We start from the raw sequence: 14540 nt of genomic DNA on the forward strand, positions 1-14540 counted from the left end.
ACGGACAGGCACCTCTTCGGTGCCCAGCCGCAAGCGGGCCAATGTAGACCCCGCTTTTTGCACCGGGGATCGGGGTTTACGTGGGAGCGCCATGCCGATGCTTTATTGAACAATCCGCACGATTGCGCCCCCGGGAGGGCGACGCAGAATTCGTGCCACGACAGACGACAACCGGAGACCCGCGGAGATGAGCCCACAGGAACCACCGGCGCGGGCGCACCACCGCGTCTGGCCCCGCCGTTTGCCCTACGCCATTCGGACACCCCGGACCTCCTTGTGGGACAACCTCGTGGTCAGCGCTCGGCGCTACCCGGACAAGCCCGCCCTGGTCTTCTTCGATCTCAGTACCTCCTACGCCGAGCTGCTGGCCCAGGCCGAGCGCCTGGCCGCGCACCTGCGCGCGCAAGGCGTGCGCGACGGCGACCGCGTGCTGCTGTTCATGCAGAACTGCCCGCAGTGGGTGGTGGCCTGTTATGCGGTGCTGCGCGCCAATGCCGTGGTGGTGCCGGTCAACCCCATGAACAAGGCCGATGAGCTCGGGCACTACATCACCGATCCCGACGCGCGCGTGGCCCTCTGCGCGGCCGATCTCGCCGGCGAACTGCTCAAGGCCGACGCCGGCCTGCCCGAGGCGCAGCGGCTGCGCCACCTGGTGGTGACGCACTACGCCGACGCCATCGGCCCGGCGGCGGAAGTCCCGCCCGCCTGGCAGGCCTGGCTGGGCGCGCGCCACGAACGCCCCGCGCTGGCGGGCGGCAGCGTGGCCACCTGGGCCGAGGCGCTGTCCAGCACCGCGCCGCTGCCCGAGCACAACCGCGGCCCCGACGACCTGGCCGTGCTGCCCTACACCAGCGGCACCACCGGCCTGCCCAAGGGCTGCATGCACCCGCACCGCACGCTCATGCACAACGCGGTCGCCGGCGCCCTGTGGGGCAACAGCACGGCGGAGGCCGTGTCGCTGCTGGTGGTGCCGCTGTTCCACATCACCGGCATGGTGTCGGGCATGCACACGGCGATCTACGGCGGCGCCACCATCGTGCTCATGCCGCGCTGGGACCGCGAGCTGGCGGGGCGGCTGATCTCGCGCTGGCGCGTCACGCACTGGACCAACATCCCGACCATGGTGATCGACCTGCTCGCCAGCCCCAGCTTCGAGCGCTACGACCTGTCCAGCCTGGTCTACATCGGCGGCGGCGGCGCGGCCATGCCGCAGGCCGTGGCGCAGCGGCTGCTGGAGCTGTTCGGCCTGCGCTACGCGGAAGGCTACGGGCTCACCGAAACCGCCGCGCCCTCGCACAGCAACCCGCCGGACGACCCCAAGCAGCAGTGCCTGGGCATTCCCTTCATGAGCTGCGACGCCCGCGTGGTCGACCCCGACACCTTGCGCGAACTGCCGGTGGGCGAGGCCGGCGAGATCGTGATCCATGGCCCCATGGTGTTCGACGGCTACTGGAAGCGCCCCGAGGCCACGGCCGCGGCGTTCATCGACATCGAGGGCAAGCGCTTCTTCCGCTCGGGCGACCTGGGCCGCATCGACGAGGACGGCTACTTCTTCCTCACCGACCGCCTCAAACGCATGATCAACGCCAGTGGCTTCAAGGTCTGGCCGGCCGAGGTCGAAGCGCTGATGTTCAAACACCCCGCCATCGCCGAGGCCTGCGTCATCGCCACGCGCGACGCCTACCGCGGCGAAAGCGTGAAGGCCGTGGTGGTGCTGCGCGCCGACGCCCGGGGCAAGACCAGCGAGGCCGACATCCTGGCCTGGTGCCGGGAGCACATGGCCGCCTACAAGTGCCCGCGCGAGGTGGCGTTCGCCGACGCCCTGCCCAAGAGCGGCAGCGGCAAGGTGATGTGGCGCTGGCTGCAGGAGCGTGAGCTCGAGCGCACCGAGCCCGCCCGGGCACAATGAGCGGCATGCCGTCCCTCACCGACGCCTTTCGCCGGCTGTGGCAGCCGCGCAAGGGCCTGTTCTGGCTCATGCTGGGTTTTCAGGCGCTGTCCAGCGCCCTGGTGCTGTTCATCCAGCTCCACGAACCGCCGGCCGGCCTGCGCCTCATGCTCGGGCTGCTGGCGCTGACGAACACGCTCATCTCATGGTGGCTGCTCGCGCGCCTGTGGCGCGGCGAAGGCTGACAAGGACAGTTACAAAATGGCCGTTTTGTGCTGGAATGGCGGGCGCCGCCCGCCGTTGTGCCCACAACCACAGACAGAAACCGCACCCGTCCAGGCATGAAGCAGTTCCTCTCGACGCTCTTCGACACCGTGGCCCAGCGGCTGCAGGGCGAGAACCGCCACGACGACGACCCCTACCGCCTGGCGCGCGTGCGCAAGGCCATGCTGGCGCTGGTCGGCGAAGAAGGCGGATGGGAGGCCGAGCAGCTGCGCCACCGCCTGCTGGTGGCCGAATCGGCCCGCGCCCTGTGGTTCATGCGCCCCGACCTGCTGCAGTGGCTGTGCCGCGGCCTGGAAGAGCGGGCCGCCATGGACCGCGTCATGAAGCTGCAGCCCTTGTTTGAGGGCCTGGTGGAGCCGGCCCTGCTGGGTGCGGCCGCCGGGCGGCGTGAGCGCCGCCGGCCTCAGCACGGCGCCTGACTAGGGCGCCCGCCCGCGCGCTTCGTCCGGCGCCACCGTGGCGCGGTAGGCGTGCCAGCTGGCGTGCCCGATCACCGGGCCGCTCACCAGCAGGCCCAGGAACCACGGCAGCATCGACAGCGCCACCGTGGCGCTGATCAGCAGGCCCCAGAACAGCATCACGCCCGGGTTCTGCAGGCAGGCGCGGATGCTGGTGAGGCCGGCCGAGATGGCGTCGGTGCCGCGGTCCAGGATCATGGGAATGCTCACCACGCTGGTGACGAAGATCAGCCCCGCGAACAGGGCACCCACCAGCGTCCAGGTGATGAGGAACTCCAGGTGCTGCCCGCGCAGCATCTGGCCGATGAGGTTCTGCGTGTCCGGCAGGGTGGTGAAGCTGACCGCGAACACCACCAGCGAGGCGCGGCCCCACAGCATCTCCAGCACCAGCAGCACGCCGGCGAAAAGCGCCATGGTGCCCTTGGTGGGCAACCAGGCGCGCAGCGAGCGGCCCAGCGACGGGGCCTCGCCGCGCTGCAGCGCGCGGCTGGCGTCGTACAGGCCCAGGCACAGGAAGGGTCCCATCAGCAGGAAGCCCGCCGACAGCGCGAGCACGTACGCCGGCGCGGCGCGGAACACGGCCAGCAGCGCGTGCCCCATGGCAAAGAAGCAGGCGCCATAGAACAGGCCGATGCCGGGGCAGCGCAGGAAGTCGGTCCAGCCGGCGCGCAGCCAGCGCAGCGGGTCGGCGGGGCGCAGGTCGGCGATGGGCAGCTCGAACACCGAGGGCTCGCGCGGCGCGTCGCTGGGCGGGGGCGCCTCGGGCGGGGTGGGGTCGGCGGTGGCGGTCATGGCGGCATTGGGCCATCGGCGCCGGTATTCCCCGATGCGGGCTTACCCTTGGCGACCCGGCGTATGCTCGCGGCTCCCTTTGCCGCAGCCAACCGCAGCCGATGAGCGCCGCCGAGTTCTCTCCCCCCTACCTCTCCCCCAACGCCATCGACACCGCCCTGCGCGAGCGCGGCGTGGGCCTGCTCAGCGGCGAGGACAGCGCCGCCTGGATCGGCGTGCCGCTGGCCGATCTGCGCGCGCTGGAGCCGCACTGGGACCGGCTGGCCCCCGACGCCTACCTGAAGGACGGCGGCCGCTACCGCCAGCGCCGCCACAGCTGCTTCGTGGTGGACGGCGAGCGCGTGGCGCTGGAGCCGCACCGCGCGCACTGGCAACCGGTGGAATACAACGCCCTGCACGGCGGCATGCAGCGCTGGTTCGAGCCCATGGAGGCCGCGATGGCGAACGCGCCCGCCTGGTCGCTGCTGCTGCGGCGCCTGGCGGCGGCGGCCAGCGCCCTGCGTGGCGAGCGGCCCTGGTACGTGGAGGCGCACCCCTTCCGCATCGACACCACCGACGGCATCGGCCGCCCCACGCCCGAGGGCGCGCACCGCGACGGCGTGGACCTGGTGGCCGTGTTCCTGGTGCAGCGCCACGCCATCAAGGGCGGCGAGAGCCGGGTGTTCGAGGCCAACGGGCCCAGCGGCCAGCGCTTCACCCTGCGCGACCCCTGGTCGCTGCTGCTGCTGGACGATCGGCGCGTGATCCACGAAAGCACGCCCATCCAGCCCGACCCGGCCGACGGCCACGGCTGGCGCGACACGCTGGTGGTGACGCTGCGGGCGGGCGGTTTTCAGGGCGAGTGAGCCCGGCGCCTCCCGCCATGGCCGGTGGCCCTGTCGATCGCTTGAGGGCCTGGGCGCGCCGGCTCAGGTCCGACGCAATGACCCTGTGGTTCGCGCGCCGCCACCCGGACACCCCGTGGTGGGTTCAGGCGCTGGTGCTGGTCGTGGTCGCCTACGCGCTCAGCCCGATCGACCTCATCCCCGACGCGATCCCGGTGCTGGGCCTGCTGGACGACGCGGTGCTGCTGCCACTGCTGATCTGGTTGGCGCTGCGCTGGCTGCCGCCGCACGTTCGCGCCGACGCCCAGGCACGGGCCGCGCGCTGGACGGCCGAGGGCGGGCAGCGGCCGCGCAGCCGGGCGGGCGCGTGCGCGATCGCCGCCCTGTGGGCGCTGCTGCTGGGGGGCGCCGCCTGGTGGGCGTGGCGCGCCTGGGGCGCGGCCGCCTGAGGAGCGCTCAAACCCCCCCGGTGGGGTGCGTCGGGTCGACCCACAGCACCGTCTGTGGCTTCTCCACCGGTTCGATGTCCAGGTTGACCGCCACCGCCTGGCCGTCGCTGCGGCACAGCACGCACTCCAGCACCTCGGTGGGGCTGGCGTTGATTTCCTGGTGCGGCACGTAGGGCGGCACGTAGATGAAGTCGCCCGGCCCGGCCTCGGCCGTGAACTCCAGGTGCTCGCCCCAGCGCATGCGCGCGCGGCCCTTGACGACGTAGATCACGCTTTCCAGGTGCCCGTGGTGGTGGGCGCCGGTCTTGGCATCGGGGTGGATGGTGACGGTGCCGGCCCACAGCTTCTGCGCGCCCACGCGCGCGAAGTTGATGGCGGCCTTGCGGTCCATGCCCGGGGTGGAGGGCACGTTGCCGTCGAGCTGGTTGCCCGGGATCACGCGCACGCCATCGTGCTTCCAGCGGGCGCCCTCGGGGGGGTGTCCGTGGTCGTGCGGGTGGTCGTGGTCATGGGGATGGTCGTGCGGGTGATCGTGGGCCATGGCGCGCTCCTCGGGGGACAAGACACCAGTGTGCCAGCGCCTGCGGCCCGTTGACCCGACAATTGCGGGTTTTCCCGCACCCGGAGAGCCGCCTTGCCTTTGCCCACCCCCGCTCCGCGCACGCCCATGCACACCCGCCGCGTCACCTACCAGGGCTTTCGCCGCGACGACGGCCTGTGGGACATCGAAGGCGAGCTGCACGACAGCAAACCCTTCGATTTCGAGATCCGCGGCGAGGGCCATTGGGCGGCCGACGAGGCGATCCACCACATGCGCATCCGCGTGACCTATGGCGAAGACATGGTGATCCGCGACATCGCCGTCGCCATGGACGCCTTTCCGCACGGCCCTTGCCCGAGCATCCTGCCCAATATGCGGCGCATGGTGGGCGAGGTGCTGGGCAAGGGCTGGCGCCAGACCATCCAGCGCCACCTGGGCCACACCGACGGCTGCACCCACCTGCGCGAGCTGCTCTACAACCTGGCGACGGCGGCCATGCAGACCCGCGCCGGCTCGTTCGCGCCGACCGGCGACGGCCGCCCGCCCGCTCACCTGGGCCAGTGCGTGTCCTGGGACTTCGACGGACCGGTGGTGGAGAAGGTCTACCCCATGTTCTTCCGCTGGCGAGCGCAGCCGATGCCCGCCAAGGACAGCTGAGACGGATGGACCGGCTCGACGACCTGATGGCGTTTCTGCGCGTGGCCGACGCCGGCGGGTTTTCGGCGGCCGAGCGCAGCACGGGCGTGCCGAAGTCGCGCCTGAGCCGGCGCATCGCCGCGCTGGAGAAGGAGCTGGGCGTGCGCCTGTTGCAGCGCTCGTCGCACGCCTTTCACCTCACCGATGTGGGCGAGCGCGTCCGCCGGCACGCCCGCGCGATCGCCGACGAGGCGAACGCCGTGCGGGCCACGGTGAGCGAGGCGCAGGCCGAGCCGAGCGGCCTGATCCGCGTGAGTTCCTCGCTGCTGCAAGGCGAGCTTTTCCTGGCGGGCTGGCTGGCCGAGTTCATGGGCCGGTACCCGAAGGTCACGGTGTCGCTGGACCTGTCGAACCACTACGTGGACATGCTGGCCGAGCGCATCGACCTGGCGATCCGGGTGTCGGCGGCGCCGCTGGCGGCGGCCGATCTCGTGGCCCGGCCGATCGGCACCGGGCGCATGGTGCTGGTGGGCCACCGGAGCCTGGTCGAGCGCCACGGCGCGCCGCACTCGATCGCCGAGCTCGGCGGCTTTCCATTGATCGCGCAGGTGCAGGGCGAGAGCGTTCGCCCCTGGGCCTTTCGCGGACCCGACGGGCACGAGCTGAACTACCAGCCGCAGGCCCGCTTCGTCAGCAACAACCTGCTGGCCTTGCGCGAAGCCCTGTTGGGCGGCGCCGGTGTGGCCCAGATCCCGCGCGAGGCCTGCATCGACGCGCTGCGCACCGGCGCCTTGGTTGAACTGCTGCCCGCGCTGGAGCCACCGGCGTCCACGGTGTATGCGATCTACCCCAGCCGGCGCGGCCTGGCTTTCGCGGTGCGCACCCTGATCGACTTTCTGGAAGAGCGATTCCGTGGCGGCGCCTGACGGCGTTCCATTTCTGCAACCACGTGTCGCGTTGGGGAGGACTACCCGCGCCGAGGGGCGCTGACTATCGTTGGCTTTCTCTCTCAATCGTGGAAAGGAAGCGAACATGAAGTTGTCTGGAAAAGTCGCCATCGTCACGGGTGGCTCGCGCGGCATCGGCGCGGCCATCGCGCGCCGGCTGGCGGCCGACGGGGCGCAACTGGCCTTGATCTACCGCAGCAACGGCTCGGCGGCCGACGCGACGGTGCAGGCCATTCGGGCCGCGGGCGGCGAAGCCGAGGCCTTCCGGGCCGACGTGGCGGATGAGGCGGCGGTCGAGTCGGCCATGCGGGCGGTGGTGGCCCGTTTCGGGCGCGTCGATGCGCTGATCAACAACGCCGGCATCTTCGAGAGCGAGCCGGTGGGCCGGATCAGCCGCCAGTCCTTCCAGAACCAGCTGCTCACCAACGCGTGGAGCGTGCTTGCCAGCACGCAGGCGGCGCTGGACCACTTTCCGGCTTCGGGCGGTGCCATCGTCAATGTCTCGAGCAGCCTGGCGGTGCGGCCGGAGCCGCAGACGGTCAGCTACTCGGCCAGCAAGGCCACGGTCGACAGCCTGACGCTCGGTTGCGCGATCGAGCTGGGCGCGCGCGGCATCCGCGTCAACGCCGTGGCGCCGGCGGTCACGCGCACCGACATGACGGCCGGGCTGCCCGCCGACTACCTGGAGAGCGAAACGCGGCTGACCCCGCTCGGTCGCCTGGCGGAGCCGCAGGACATCGCCGGTGCGGTGGCGTTCCTGTGCTCGGACGACGCGCGCTGGATCACGGGGCGCAGCATCCTGGTGGACGGGGGCCGGGTCTGAGCGGGGCGCCGCCGACCGGACGGCGCGCCGACGGCTGCCGGGGTGCTTGACGGCGCGCCGCAACGCGCATGCAATCGCGCCACCCCACACGAGGAGGCGGAGATGGCGAAGAAGCGGCGATGGTTGCGCGTGCTCGGGCTGGGCCTGGGCGCGCTGGTTGTGCTGCTGGCGGCGGCGCTGGCCACTGGGCTGTTCCTGGCCGAGCGCCGCATGGCGCGCCAGGTGGACGTGCCGGTGCAGCCGGTGGCCTACCGCACCGACGCGGCGTCGGTCGAACGCGGGCGCTACCTGTTCAGCTCGCGCGGCTGCGTCGACTGCCATGGGGCCAACGGCGCGGGCCGCACCTTCGTGGACGACGGCGGCCTGACCATCGCCGGCCCGAACATCACCACCGGTCCCGGCGGCGTGGTGGGCGCCTACCAGCCGGTGGACTGGGTGCGCAGCATCCGCCACGGCGTGAACCCGAAGGGCCGCGCCCTGATGGTGATGCCCAGCGAGGACTACAACCGCTTCACCGACGACGACCTGGCCGCGCTGGTGGCCTACATCCGTTCCTTGCCACCCGCGAACGGGCAGGGCGCGGTGGTCCGCCTGCCGCTGCCGGTGAAGGCGATGTACGGTTTTGGCCTGATCCCCGACGCCGCCTCGCGCATCGACCACTCGCGGCCACCACAGCCCCCCGTGCCCGAAGGCGTGACGCTGGCGCATGGCCAGTACGTGGCCAACATGTGCCTGGGCTGCCACGGCGAGGGCCTGCGCGGCGGCAAGATCCCCGGGGGGCCGCCCGACTGGCCGCCGGCGGCCGATCTGCGGCCCGGCCCCGGCGGTGCCATGGCGCGCTACCCCGATGCCGAGTCCCTGATCGCGATGTTTCGCAGCGGCAAGCGGCCGGACGGCAGCGCGGTGCAGGTGATGCCCTTCGGCTCGCTGGGGCAGATGAGCGAGACCGATCTGCGGGCGCTGCACCTGTACCTGAAGGGCCTGCCGCCGGGCCGCGGCTGAAGGCCCGGCAGCCCACCGGCTTCGGACCGGTCAGGACCGCTCAGTCTGCGGCGCGGGCGGTCGCCGGGCGCAGCGCCAGGCGCAGCAGGCGCCAGGCCCGTCCGACGAAGACGCCGGTGAACGCGCCATACAGGGCCGCGATGGTCAGCGCATACGGGCGTTCATCCACCAGCCGGGGGGCCATGGTGAGTTCGATGCCGACCCCGTACTTCACCAGGAAGATGCCGACGATGAGCAGCAGCGGCACGGCGCTGCCGGGCAGGTGGAAGACGCGCCGCGCCGGATCGAACTGTCCGCCCGCGCGCCCGGGAGCGAGCAGGGCGAAGCCGGCCACCGCCGCCGCTGCCCACACCGCGACGGCCGTGGCCAGATGGGGCGAGCCGCCCAATGCCGTCCAGGTGCCCGACACCGAAAAGACGGTCATGGCCAAGGGCAGGAGCGACACCCGGCTCAGGCTGGCCGTGCGCTCGCGCATCTGGCTCAGGCCCAGCGCCAGAAGCCCCGTGAGCAGTCCCCACACCCACAGCGGCGTGCCGCGCAGGATGGGGCCGATGGCGTCGGGGTGGGTGGTGATGAGCTGCAGCAGCATGGGGTACTCCGGGCGGGTGGTGGACAGGGCGCAGGGCCGATGCCGCACTGTGCACCGGCGCCCCGTGGCGCTGCCTCCCCGCTGCGACGAAACGCCGTCCGCGCGCCGCGAAACGCCGCCCGCGCGGTGTGGACGGCGTCCGTTGCCGCTACTGCCGGTAGTTGGGCTGCTGCTCGTCCAGCATGCGCCGCAGCGCGTGCCAGTCCCGGTCGCGGATGAAGCTGTTGGAGTCCGCGAATTGCCGGGCCGCACGCTCGCAGACCTCGGGCGGGGGCAGCACGGTGCGCGCGCCCCCCGAGGTGGCGTCCAGCTGGATCTGGCAGGCCAACTCCAGGTAGTACATCTCCTCGAACGCGTCGCGCACGCTGGCCCCGGCGGTGAGCAGCCCGTGGTTGCGCAGGATCATGGCCTTGTGCGGCCCGAGGTCCCTGACGAGGCGCTGCTGCTCGTCCAGGTCCAGGGCAATGCCTTCGTAGTCGTGGTAGCCGATGCGCTGGTAAAAACGCATGGCGTGCTGCGACAGCGGCAGCAGGCCGCCCTCTTGCGCCGACAGGGCCACCCCGGCGCGGGTGTGGGTGTGGAAGACGCAGGCCAGGTCCGGGCGGGCTGTGTGCACGGCGGCGTGGATGACGAAGCCGGCCGGGTTGGCTTGCAGCTCGGTGTCCTCGGCGAGGCGGCCATCCAGGTCCACCTTGATGAGGTTGGAGGCGCTGACCTCGCTGTAGAGCAGTCCGAAGGCGTTGATCAGGAACTGGTCGTGCCGGCCCGGCACCCGCAGCGAGATGTGGTTGTAGATCATGTCGGTCATGCGGAAGTGCACGCACAGCCGGTAGCAGGCGGCGAGGTCTTCCCTGGCCGCCCATTCCTGCTCGCTCACCCGCTGGCGCACCGTGCGCCGCCGCTCTTCAATGACCCGCTGCCAATCCTGTCTCTCCATCTCGCGCTGTCCTGTGGTGTCCGTGGGGCGGCCAGTCTAGGCGCGCTGCAGGCCAGGCCGGGCATGACTTCGCCGGCGAAAGGCATGGCGAAACGGTATGGCTGCCCGCGCCGGGCGCCAAGGCCTGGCGCTAGGGACCGGTGCGGACGGCTGAGGGCAGGGCGCGGATCGAGGCGAGCAGGTCGTCGCGCAGGCGCACCGTGGCCGGCGAGAGCGTGCCATGGCGCCGCTGGAACAGGGCGAAGGTGCGCACCGAGGCGACGCCCTCGACGGGCAGCACCTCGATGGCGCGGGACGGTCCCTGGCATTCCCCGAGCAGCACGCGGGGCATCCAGCTCAGAAAGCCGCAGCGCGCCACCAGGGCGCGGATGGCGCTCGTCGAGCGCGCCTCCACGGCCACCGGCGGTGGCGCCATCCGCTGGGACCAGAACAGCTGCTGCCATTCCTCGCGCGGCCCCATCTTGCGGGGCACGAGCACCCAGCGCTGGCCGGCCAGGTCCGCCAGCGTGAGCGACGGCCGGGCGCGCAGCGGGTGATCCATGGCGGCCACCACATGGCAGCCTTCCTGCCATTCGCTTTCGGAGACGAGGGAGATCGCGTCGTCGGCGGGCATGGAAAAACCGATGGCGAGGTCGATGTCGCCCTTGGCCAGCCAGACCGCCAGTTCGTCCGACAGGCCTTCCACGATGTGGACCTGCACGCCGGGGTGCCGCTCGGTCAGCCGGCCCACGGCATCGGGCAGAAAGTGCTCCACCGCGCTGGACACGGCGCCCACGCGCACGACACCGCGCTCCAGGCCCTGCATCTCGCGCAGCGCCCGCACCGCGTGGCCCGACTCGGACAGCATCAGGCTGGCGTGCGGCTCCAGCGCCCGTCCGTACGGCGTGAGGGACATGCCATGCGCGTGGCGATCGAACAGCGCAACACCGAGCTGCTCCTCCAGCCGCTTGAGGATGCGCGTGAGGGCGGGCTGGGTCAGGTTCAGCACTTCCGAGGCCTTGCCCAGCGAGCCGCATTCGACCACGGCCTGGAAGACCTGCAGTTCGCGCAGATTGAGGACCGGGTGACGCTTCATCGCCAGGGGCGCGGCCGGGCTCGGCCGCTCAGTCCAGCACCGCCGCGTACACCAGCCCCCGCATCACCCCCCGGTAGTGGATGCGCTGGTTCGGCGCCTGCGCCATGAAGATCGCGAACAGCCCCAGCGCCGGGTCGACGAAGAAGTGCGTGCCGCCGATGCCGCTCCAGTGGTAGGTGCCCACCGAACCGGGCACGCTGGCCTCGCCCAGGGCGGTGCGCACCGCGAAGCCCAGGCCGAAGCCGTGGCCGGGCGGCAGCAGCGGGTTGTCGGCGTGGGCCACGCGGGTGCCCAGGTGGTCGGCCGTCATGAAGGCCAGGGTGTGCGGCGACAGCAGGCGATGGCCGTCCAGCGCGCCGCCGTTGAGCAGGCATTGCAGGAAGCGCGCGTAGTCGTGCGCGGTGGACATCAGGCCGCCGCCGCCCATCTCCAGCCGGGGCACTTCGCGCGGGTCGTGCATGGGCATCTGCACGCCGCCGTCGGGGTCGTGCCCGAAAGCCTCGGCGATGCGGTGGTGGTGTTCGGGTGGCACGTGAAAGCCCGTGTCGCGCATGCCCAGCGGTTGCAGGATGGTCTCGCGCAGGTGCTCGCCCAGCGCCTGCCCGGTGATCACCTCGATCACCCGGCCCAGCACGTCGGTGGCGCGGCTGTAGGCCCAGGCGCTGGCGGGCTGGTGCGCCAGCGGCAGGGCGGCCAGGCGCTCGCAGAGCTCGGCGTTGGTCTGGTCGCGGCGGCCCAGGCCGGCCTGGGCGTACAGCGCGTTCACGTGGCCATTGCCGGTGAATTCGTAGGTGAGACCGGCGGTGTGGCGCAGCAGGTCCTGCACGGTGGCGGGCTGCGCGGCGGGCACCAGCGCCACGCCGTGCGGGCCGGGCACGGCCACCTGCTGCCGCAGGAAGCCGGGGATGTAGCGGCCCACCGGGTCGCTCAGCAAGAGCCGGCCCTGCTCGACGAGCCGCATGGCCGCCACCGAGACGATGGGCTTGGTCATGGAGTAGATGCGGAAGACCGCATCCGTGCCCATGGGCGTGTTGCGCGCCGGGTCCAGTCGGCCGACGGCCGCGTCCAGCACCACGCGGCCGTGCCGCGCCAGCAGCACCGCGGCGCCGGGCAGGCGGCCGCGGTCCACGTCGCGCTGCAGCGCCTGCACGATGCCCTGCGTGCGTTCGGGGCACAGCCCCAGGTCCGCCGGCGCGGCGGTCGGCAGTCCGTGCATGCGCGGCCTCAGGCGCGTTCGAAGACGGCGGCGATGCCCTGGCCGCCGCCGATGCACATGGTCACCAGCGCGAAGCGGCCCTGGCGGCGCTGCAACTCGTGCAGGGCCTTCACCGTGATGAGCGCGCCGGTGGCGCCGATGGGGTGGCCCAGCGAGATCCCCGAGCCGTTGGGGTTGACCTTGGCCGGGTCCAGGCCCAGGTCGCGGATCACCGCGCAGGCCTGGGCCGCGAAGGCTTCGTTGGCCTCGATCACGTCGATGTCCTGGACGCTCAACCCGGTTTTCTTCAGCACGGCCTGCGTGGCCGGCACCGGACCGATGCCCATGTACTTGGGGTCCACGCCCGCGTGCGCGTAGCCCACCAGGCGGGCGAGGGGCTTGAGGCCGCGCGCCTTCACCTGCTCGCCGCTCATCAGCACCACGGCGGCGGCGGCGTCGTTGATGCCGGAGGCGTTGCCCGCGGTGACCGTGCCGTTGTCCTTCAGGAACACTGGCTTGAGCTTGGCCATGTCCTCCACCGTGGCGTTGGGGCGGAAGTGCTCGTCGGTGTCGAAGGCGACCTCGCCCTTGCGGCCCTTGAGCATCACGGGAACGATCTGGTCCTTGAAGTAGCCCGCCTCCACCGCGTGCTGCGCGCGGCGGTGGCTTTCGGCGGCCAGCTGGTCCTGCTCCTCGCGGCCGATGCCCCACTTGGCGGCGATGTTCTCGGCCGTCACGCCCATGTGGATCTTGTGGAAGGGGTCGTGCAGGGCGCCGACCATCATGTCGACCAGCGTGGCGTCGCCCATGCGCGCGCCGAAGCGCGTGTTCAGGCTGGCGTAGGGCGCTCGGCTCATGTTCTCGGCGCCGGCGCCGATGGCGATGTCGGCGTCGCCGAGCAGGATGCCCTGCGCGGCCGAGACGATGGCCTGCAGGCCAGAGCCGCACAGGCGGTTGACGTTGAAGGCCGGCGTGCCCTGGGCGCAGCCGCCGTCCAGCGCGGCCACGCGCGAGAGGTACATGTCGCGCGGCTCGGTGTTCACCACGTGGCCGAACACCACGTGGCCGACGTCCTCGCCGCTGACCTGGGCGCGCGCGAGCGATTCGCGCACCACCAGCGCGCCGAGCGCGGTGGGCGGCGTGTCTTTCAGGCTGCCGCCGAAGGTACCGATGGCGGTGCGCACCGCGCTGACGACGTAGACGTCTCGACTCATGTGAACTCCAGGGATCGAAAGGGGAAGGGGAAGCCGGTCATGGTAGCGCGCAGGGGCAACAGGGCCGGCGTCGCGCAGGCGACGCCTGTCGGGCGTGCGGGCGACGCTCAGGCGTCGCGCACGTCGGCCACCGGGTTCTGGCCGAAATCGGCGCGGCCCAGCCAGGCCAGCACGCGGCGGGCCGCGTCCTCGGGCGTGCTGAGCATGCCCTTCTCGCGCAGGTCGACGAAGCGCTGGTGGTCAGGGAAGGCGCTGGTGTCGCCGCTGCGCAGTTGGACCTGCATGTCGGTGTCGATCACGCCCGGTGCCAGCGACACCAGCTTGGCGCCGTTCGGCTGCGGCGCTTCTTCCAGCGCGCAGCAGCGCGTGAAGTGGTCGAGCCCGGCCTTGGCGGCGCAGTAGGGCGCTTGCGAGGCCATGGCGTTGCGGCCCAGGCCGGAGGAGATGTTGAGCACCTTGCGCGGCCCGCCCCAGCCCGCCCGCGCCCAGGCGCGCGTGGCGGCGAGGAAGGCGGCCGTGAGCTGCATGGGCGCCTCCAGGCCCACGCGCAGGGCGTTGCTGAGTCCTTCGGGCGGGCAGTCGCCCAGTGGCGCGATGGCCGGTATCACGCCCGCGTTGTTGATGAGCGTGGCACTGGCGAGGGTCTTGGGGTCGAGGCCGGCGAGCCAGTTCGCCAGGCGTTCGCGCGCGCCGTGGGTGTCGGCCAGGTCCTGCGACCACTGGGTCAGCGGCGCGCCGAGTCGCTCGGCCTCGGCCTGCAGCCCGTCGCTGATCTGGCGCGACAGGCACAGCAGCACGCGGTCGCGTGCGAGCAGCTGGCGGGCCATGGCCTGGCCCATGCCGCGCGAGGCGCCAGTGAGGATGGTGAGATGGGATGTCGTCATG

Annotated in this window: 17 protein-coding genes; 9 read left to right on the plus strand and 8 right to left on the minus strand. The window is 71.9% G+C overall.

The genetic code is table 11. The annotated features are described in order from the left end of the window. Nucleotides 1–187 precede the first annotated feature (187 nt). The 3 genes from SOM08_RS07635 to SOM08_RS07645 all read left to right on the plus strand — a co-directional run bounded on the left by SOM08_RS07635 (nucleotide 188) and on the right by SOM08_RS07645 (nucleotide 2592). Nucleotides 188–1909, plus strand: coding sequence for a long-chain fatty acid--CoA ligase (locus SOM08_RS07635; protein WP_322470436.1), 1722 nt, complete (start codon nucleotides 188–190; stop codon nucleotides 1907–1909). 5 nt (nucleotides 1910–1914) lie between these two features. Continuing rightward, on the plus strand, nucleotides 1915–2133 hold the full coding sequence (locus SOM08_RS07640; RefSeq protein ID WP_147326273.1) for a hypothetical protein: 219 nt from the start codon (nucleotides 1915–1917) through the stop codon (nucleotides 2131–2133). Between the two features lie 96 nt (nucleotides 2134–2229). Further along, a complete protein-coding gene (locus SOM08_RS07645; protein ID WP_116960568.1) occupies nucleotides 2230–2592 on the plus strand; it encodes a hypothetical protein in 363 nt (120 codons plus the stop codon). On the opposite strand, the gene SOM08_RS07650 is transcribed toward SOM08_RS07645, so the two are convergent. Continuing rightward, the gene (locus SOM08_RS07650; protein ID WP_322470437.1) at nucleotides 2593–3423 is read right to left on the minus strand and encodes a DUF2189 domain-containing protein; all 831 of its coding nucleotides are present in this window, start codon (nucleotides 3421–3423) and stop codon (nucleotides 2593–2595) included. 101 nt (nucleotides 3424–3524) lie between these two features. Between SOM08_RS07650 and SOM08_RS07655 the strand changes: the two genes are divergently transcribed. Together SOM08_RS07655 and SOM08_RS07660 are read left to right on the plus strand one after the other, a co-directional pair. Further along, entirely contained in the window at nucleotides 3525–4268 is a 744-nt protein-coding gene (locus SOM08_RS07655) for a 2OG-Fe dioxygenase family protein (protein WP_322470438.1), read from the plus strand. Nucleotides 4269–4345: 77 nt separating this feature from the next. Next, nucleotides 4346–4696: a YkvA family protein gene (locus SOM08_RS07660; RefSeq protein ID WP_245981094.1), complete on the plus strand. Its 351-nt coding sequence runs from the start codon at nucleotides 4346–4348 to the stop codon at nucleotides 4694–4696. A 7-nt stretch (nucleotides 4697–4703) separates the two neighbouring features. Here the strand turns inward: SOM08_RS07660 and SOM08_RS07665 are convergent, their stop codons facing one another. Beyond that, nucleotides 4704–5237, minus strand: coding sequence for a cupin domain-containing protein (locus tag SOM08_RS07665; protein ID WP_116960564.1), 534 nt, complete (start codon nucleotides 5235–5237; stop codon nucleotides 4704–4706). A gap of 93 nt (nucleotides 5238–5330) precedes the next feature. Here SOM08_RS07665 and SOM08_RS07670 point away from each other — a divergent pair, with 93 nt between their 5' ends. The 4 genes from SOM08_RS07670 (at nucleotide 5331) to SOM08_RS07685 (ending at nucleotide 8645) form a co-directional block, all read left to right on the plus strand. Then, nucleotides 5331–5894 carry a DUF2889 domain-containing protein gene (locus SOM08_RS07670; RefSeq protein ID WP_116960563.1) on the plus strand — a complete coding sequence of 188 codons (564 nt, stop codon included), beginning with the start codon at nucleotides 5331–5333 and terminating at the stop codon, nucleotides 5892–5894. Nucleotides 5895–5899: 5 nt separating this feature from the next. Continuing rightward, entirely contained in the window at nucleotides 5900–6799 is a 900-nt protein-coding gene (locus tag SOM08_RS07675; protein ID WP_116960562.1) for a LysR substrate-binding domain-containing protein, read from the plus strand. 106 nt (nucleotides 6800–6905) lie between these two features. Then, on the plus strand, nucleotides 6906–7643 hold the full coding sequence (locus tag SOM08_RS07680) for a glucose 1-dehydrogenase (RefSeq protein ID WP_322470439.1): 738 nt from the start codon (nucleotides 6906–6908) through the stop codon (nucleotides 7641–7643). A 102-nt stretch (nucleotides 7644–7745) separates the two neighbouring features. Continuing rightward, complete coding sequence (locus tag SOM08_RS07685; RefSeq protein ID WP_116960560.1) at nucleotides 7746–8645, plus strand: c-type cytochrome; 900 nt, start codon at nucleotides 7746–7748, stop codon at nucleotides 8643–8645. Nucleotides 8646–8685: 40 nt separating this feature from the next. Here the strand turns inward: SOM08_RS07685 and SOM08_RS07690 are convergent, their stop codons facing one another. The 6 genes from SOM08_RS07690 to SOM08_RS07715 form a co-directional block, all read right to left on the minus strand. Then, complete coding sequence (locus SOM08_RS07690; RefSeq protein WP_116960559.1) at nucleotides 8686–9234, minus strand: DUF6622 family protein; 549 nt, start codon at nucleotides 9232–9234, stop codon at nucleotides 8686–8688. 148 nt (nucleotides 9235–9382) lie between these two features. Next, a complete protein-coding gene (locus SOM08_RS07695; protein WP_116960558.1) occupies nucleotides 9383–10171 on the minus strand; it encodes a class II aldolase/adducin family protein in 789 nt (262 codons plus the stop codon). Between the two features lie 130 nt (nucleotides 10172–10301). Further along, nucleotides 10302–11246, minus strand: a complete 945-nt coding sequence (locus tag SOM08_RS07700; RefSeq protein WP_322470440.1) for a LysR family transcriptional regulator — start codon at nucleotides 11244–11246, stop codon at nucleotides 10302–10304. A gap of 28 nt (nucleotides 11247–11274) precedes the next feature. Beyond that, entirely contained in the window at nucleotides 11275–12462 is a 1188-nt protein-coding gene (locus tag SOM08_RS07705) for a serine hydrolase domain-containing protein (RefSeq protein ID WP_322470441.1), read from the minus strand. An 8-nt stretch (nucleotides 12463–12470) separates the two neighbouring features. Then, nucleotides 12471–13655, minus strand: coding sequence for a beta-ketothiolase BktB (gene bktB / locus SOM08_RS07710; protein ID WP_116960555.1), 1185 nt, complete (start codon nucleotides 13653–13655; stop codon nucleotides 12471–12473). Between the two features lie 107 nt (nucleotides 13656–13762). Continuing rightward, nucleotides 13763–14539, minus strand: coding sequence for an SDR family NAD(P)-dependent oxidoreductase (locus SOM08_RS07715; RefSeq protein WP_322470442.1), 777 nt, complete (start codon nucleotides 14537–14539; stop codon nucleotides 13763–13765). Nucleotide 14540 lies beyond the last annotated feature (1 nt).

The sequence above is a fragment of the Hydrogenophaga sp. SNF1 genome, from assembly GCF_034421675.1.
GTDB classification, from domain to species: domain Bacteria; phylum Pseudomonadota; class Gammaproteobacteria; order Burkholderiales; family Burkholderiaceae_C; genus Hydrogenophaga; species Hydrogenophaga borbori.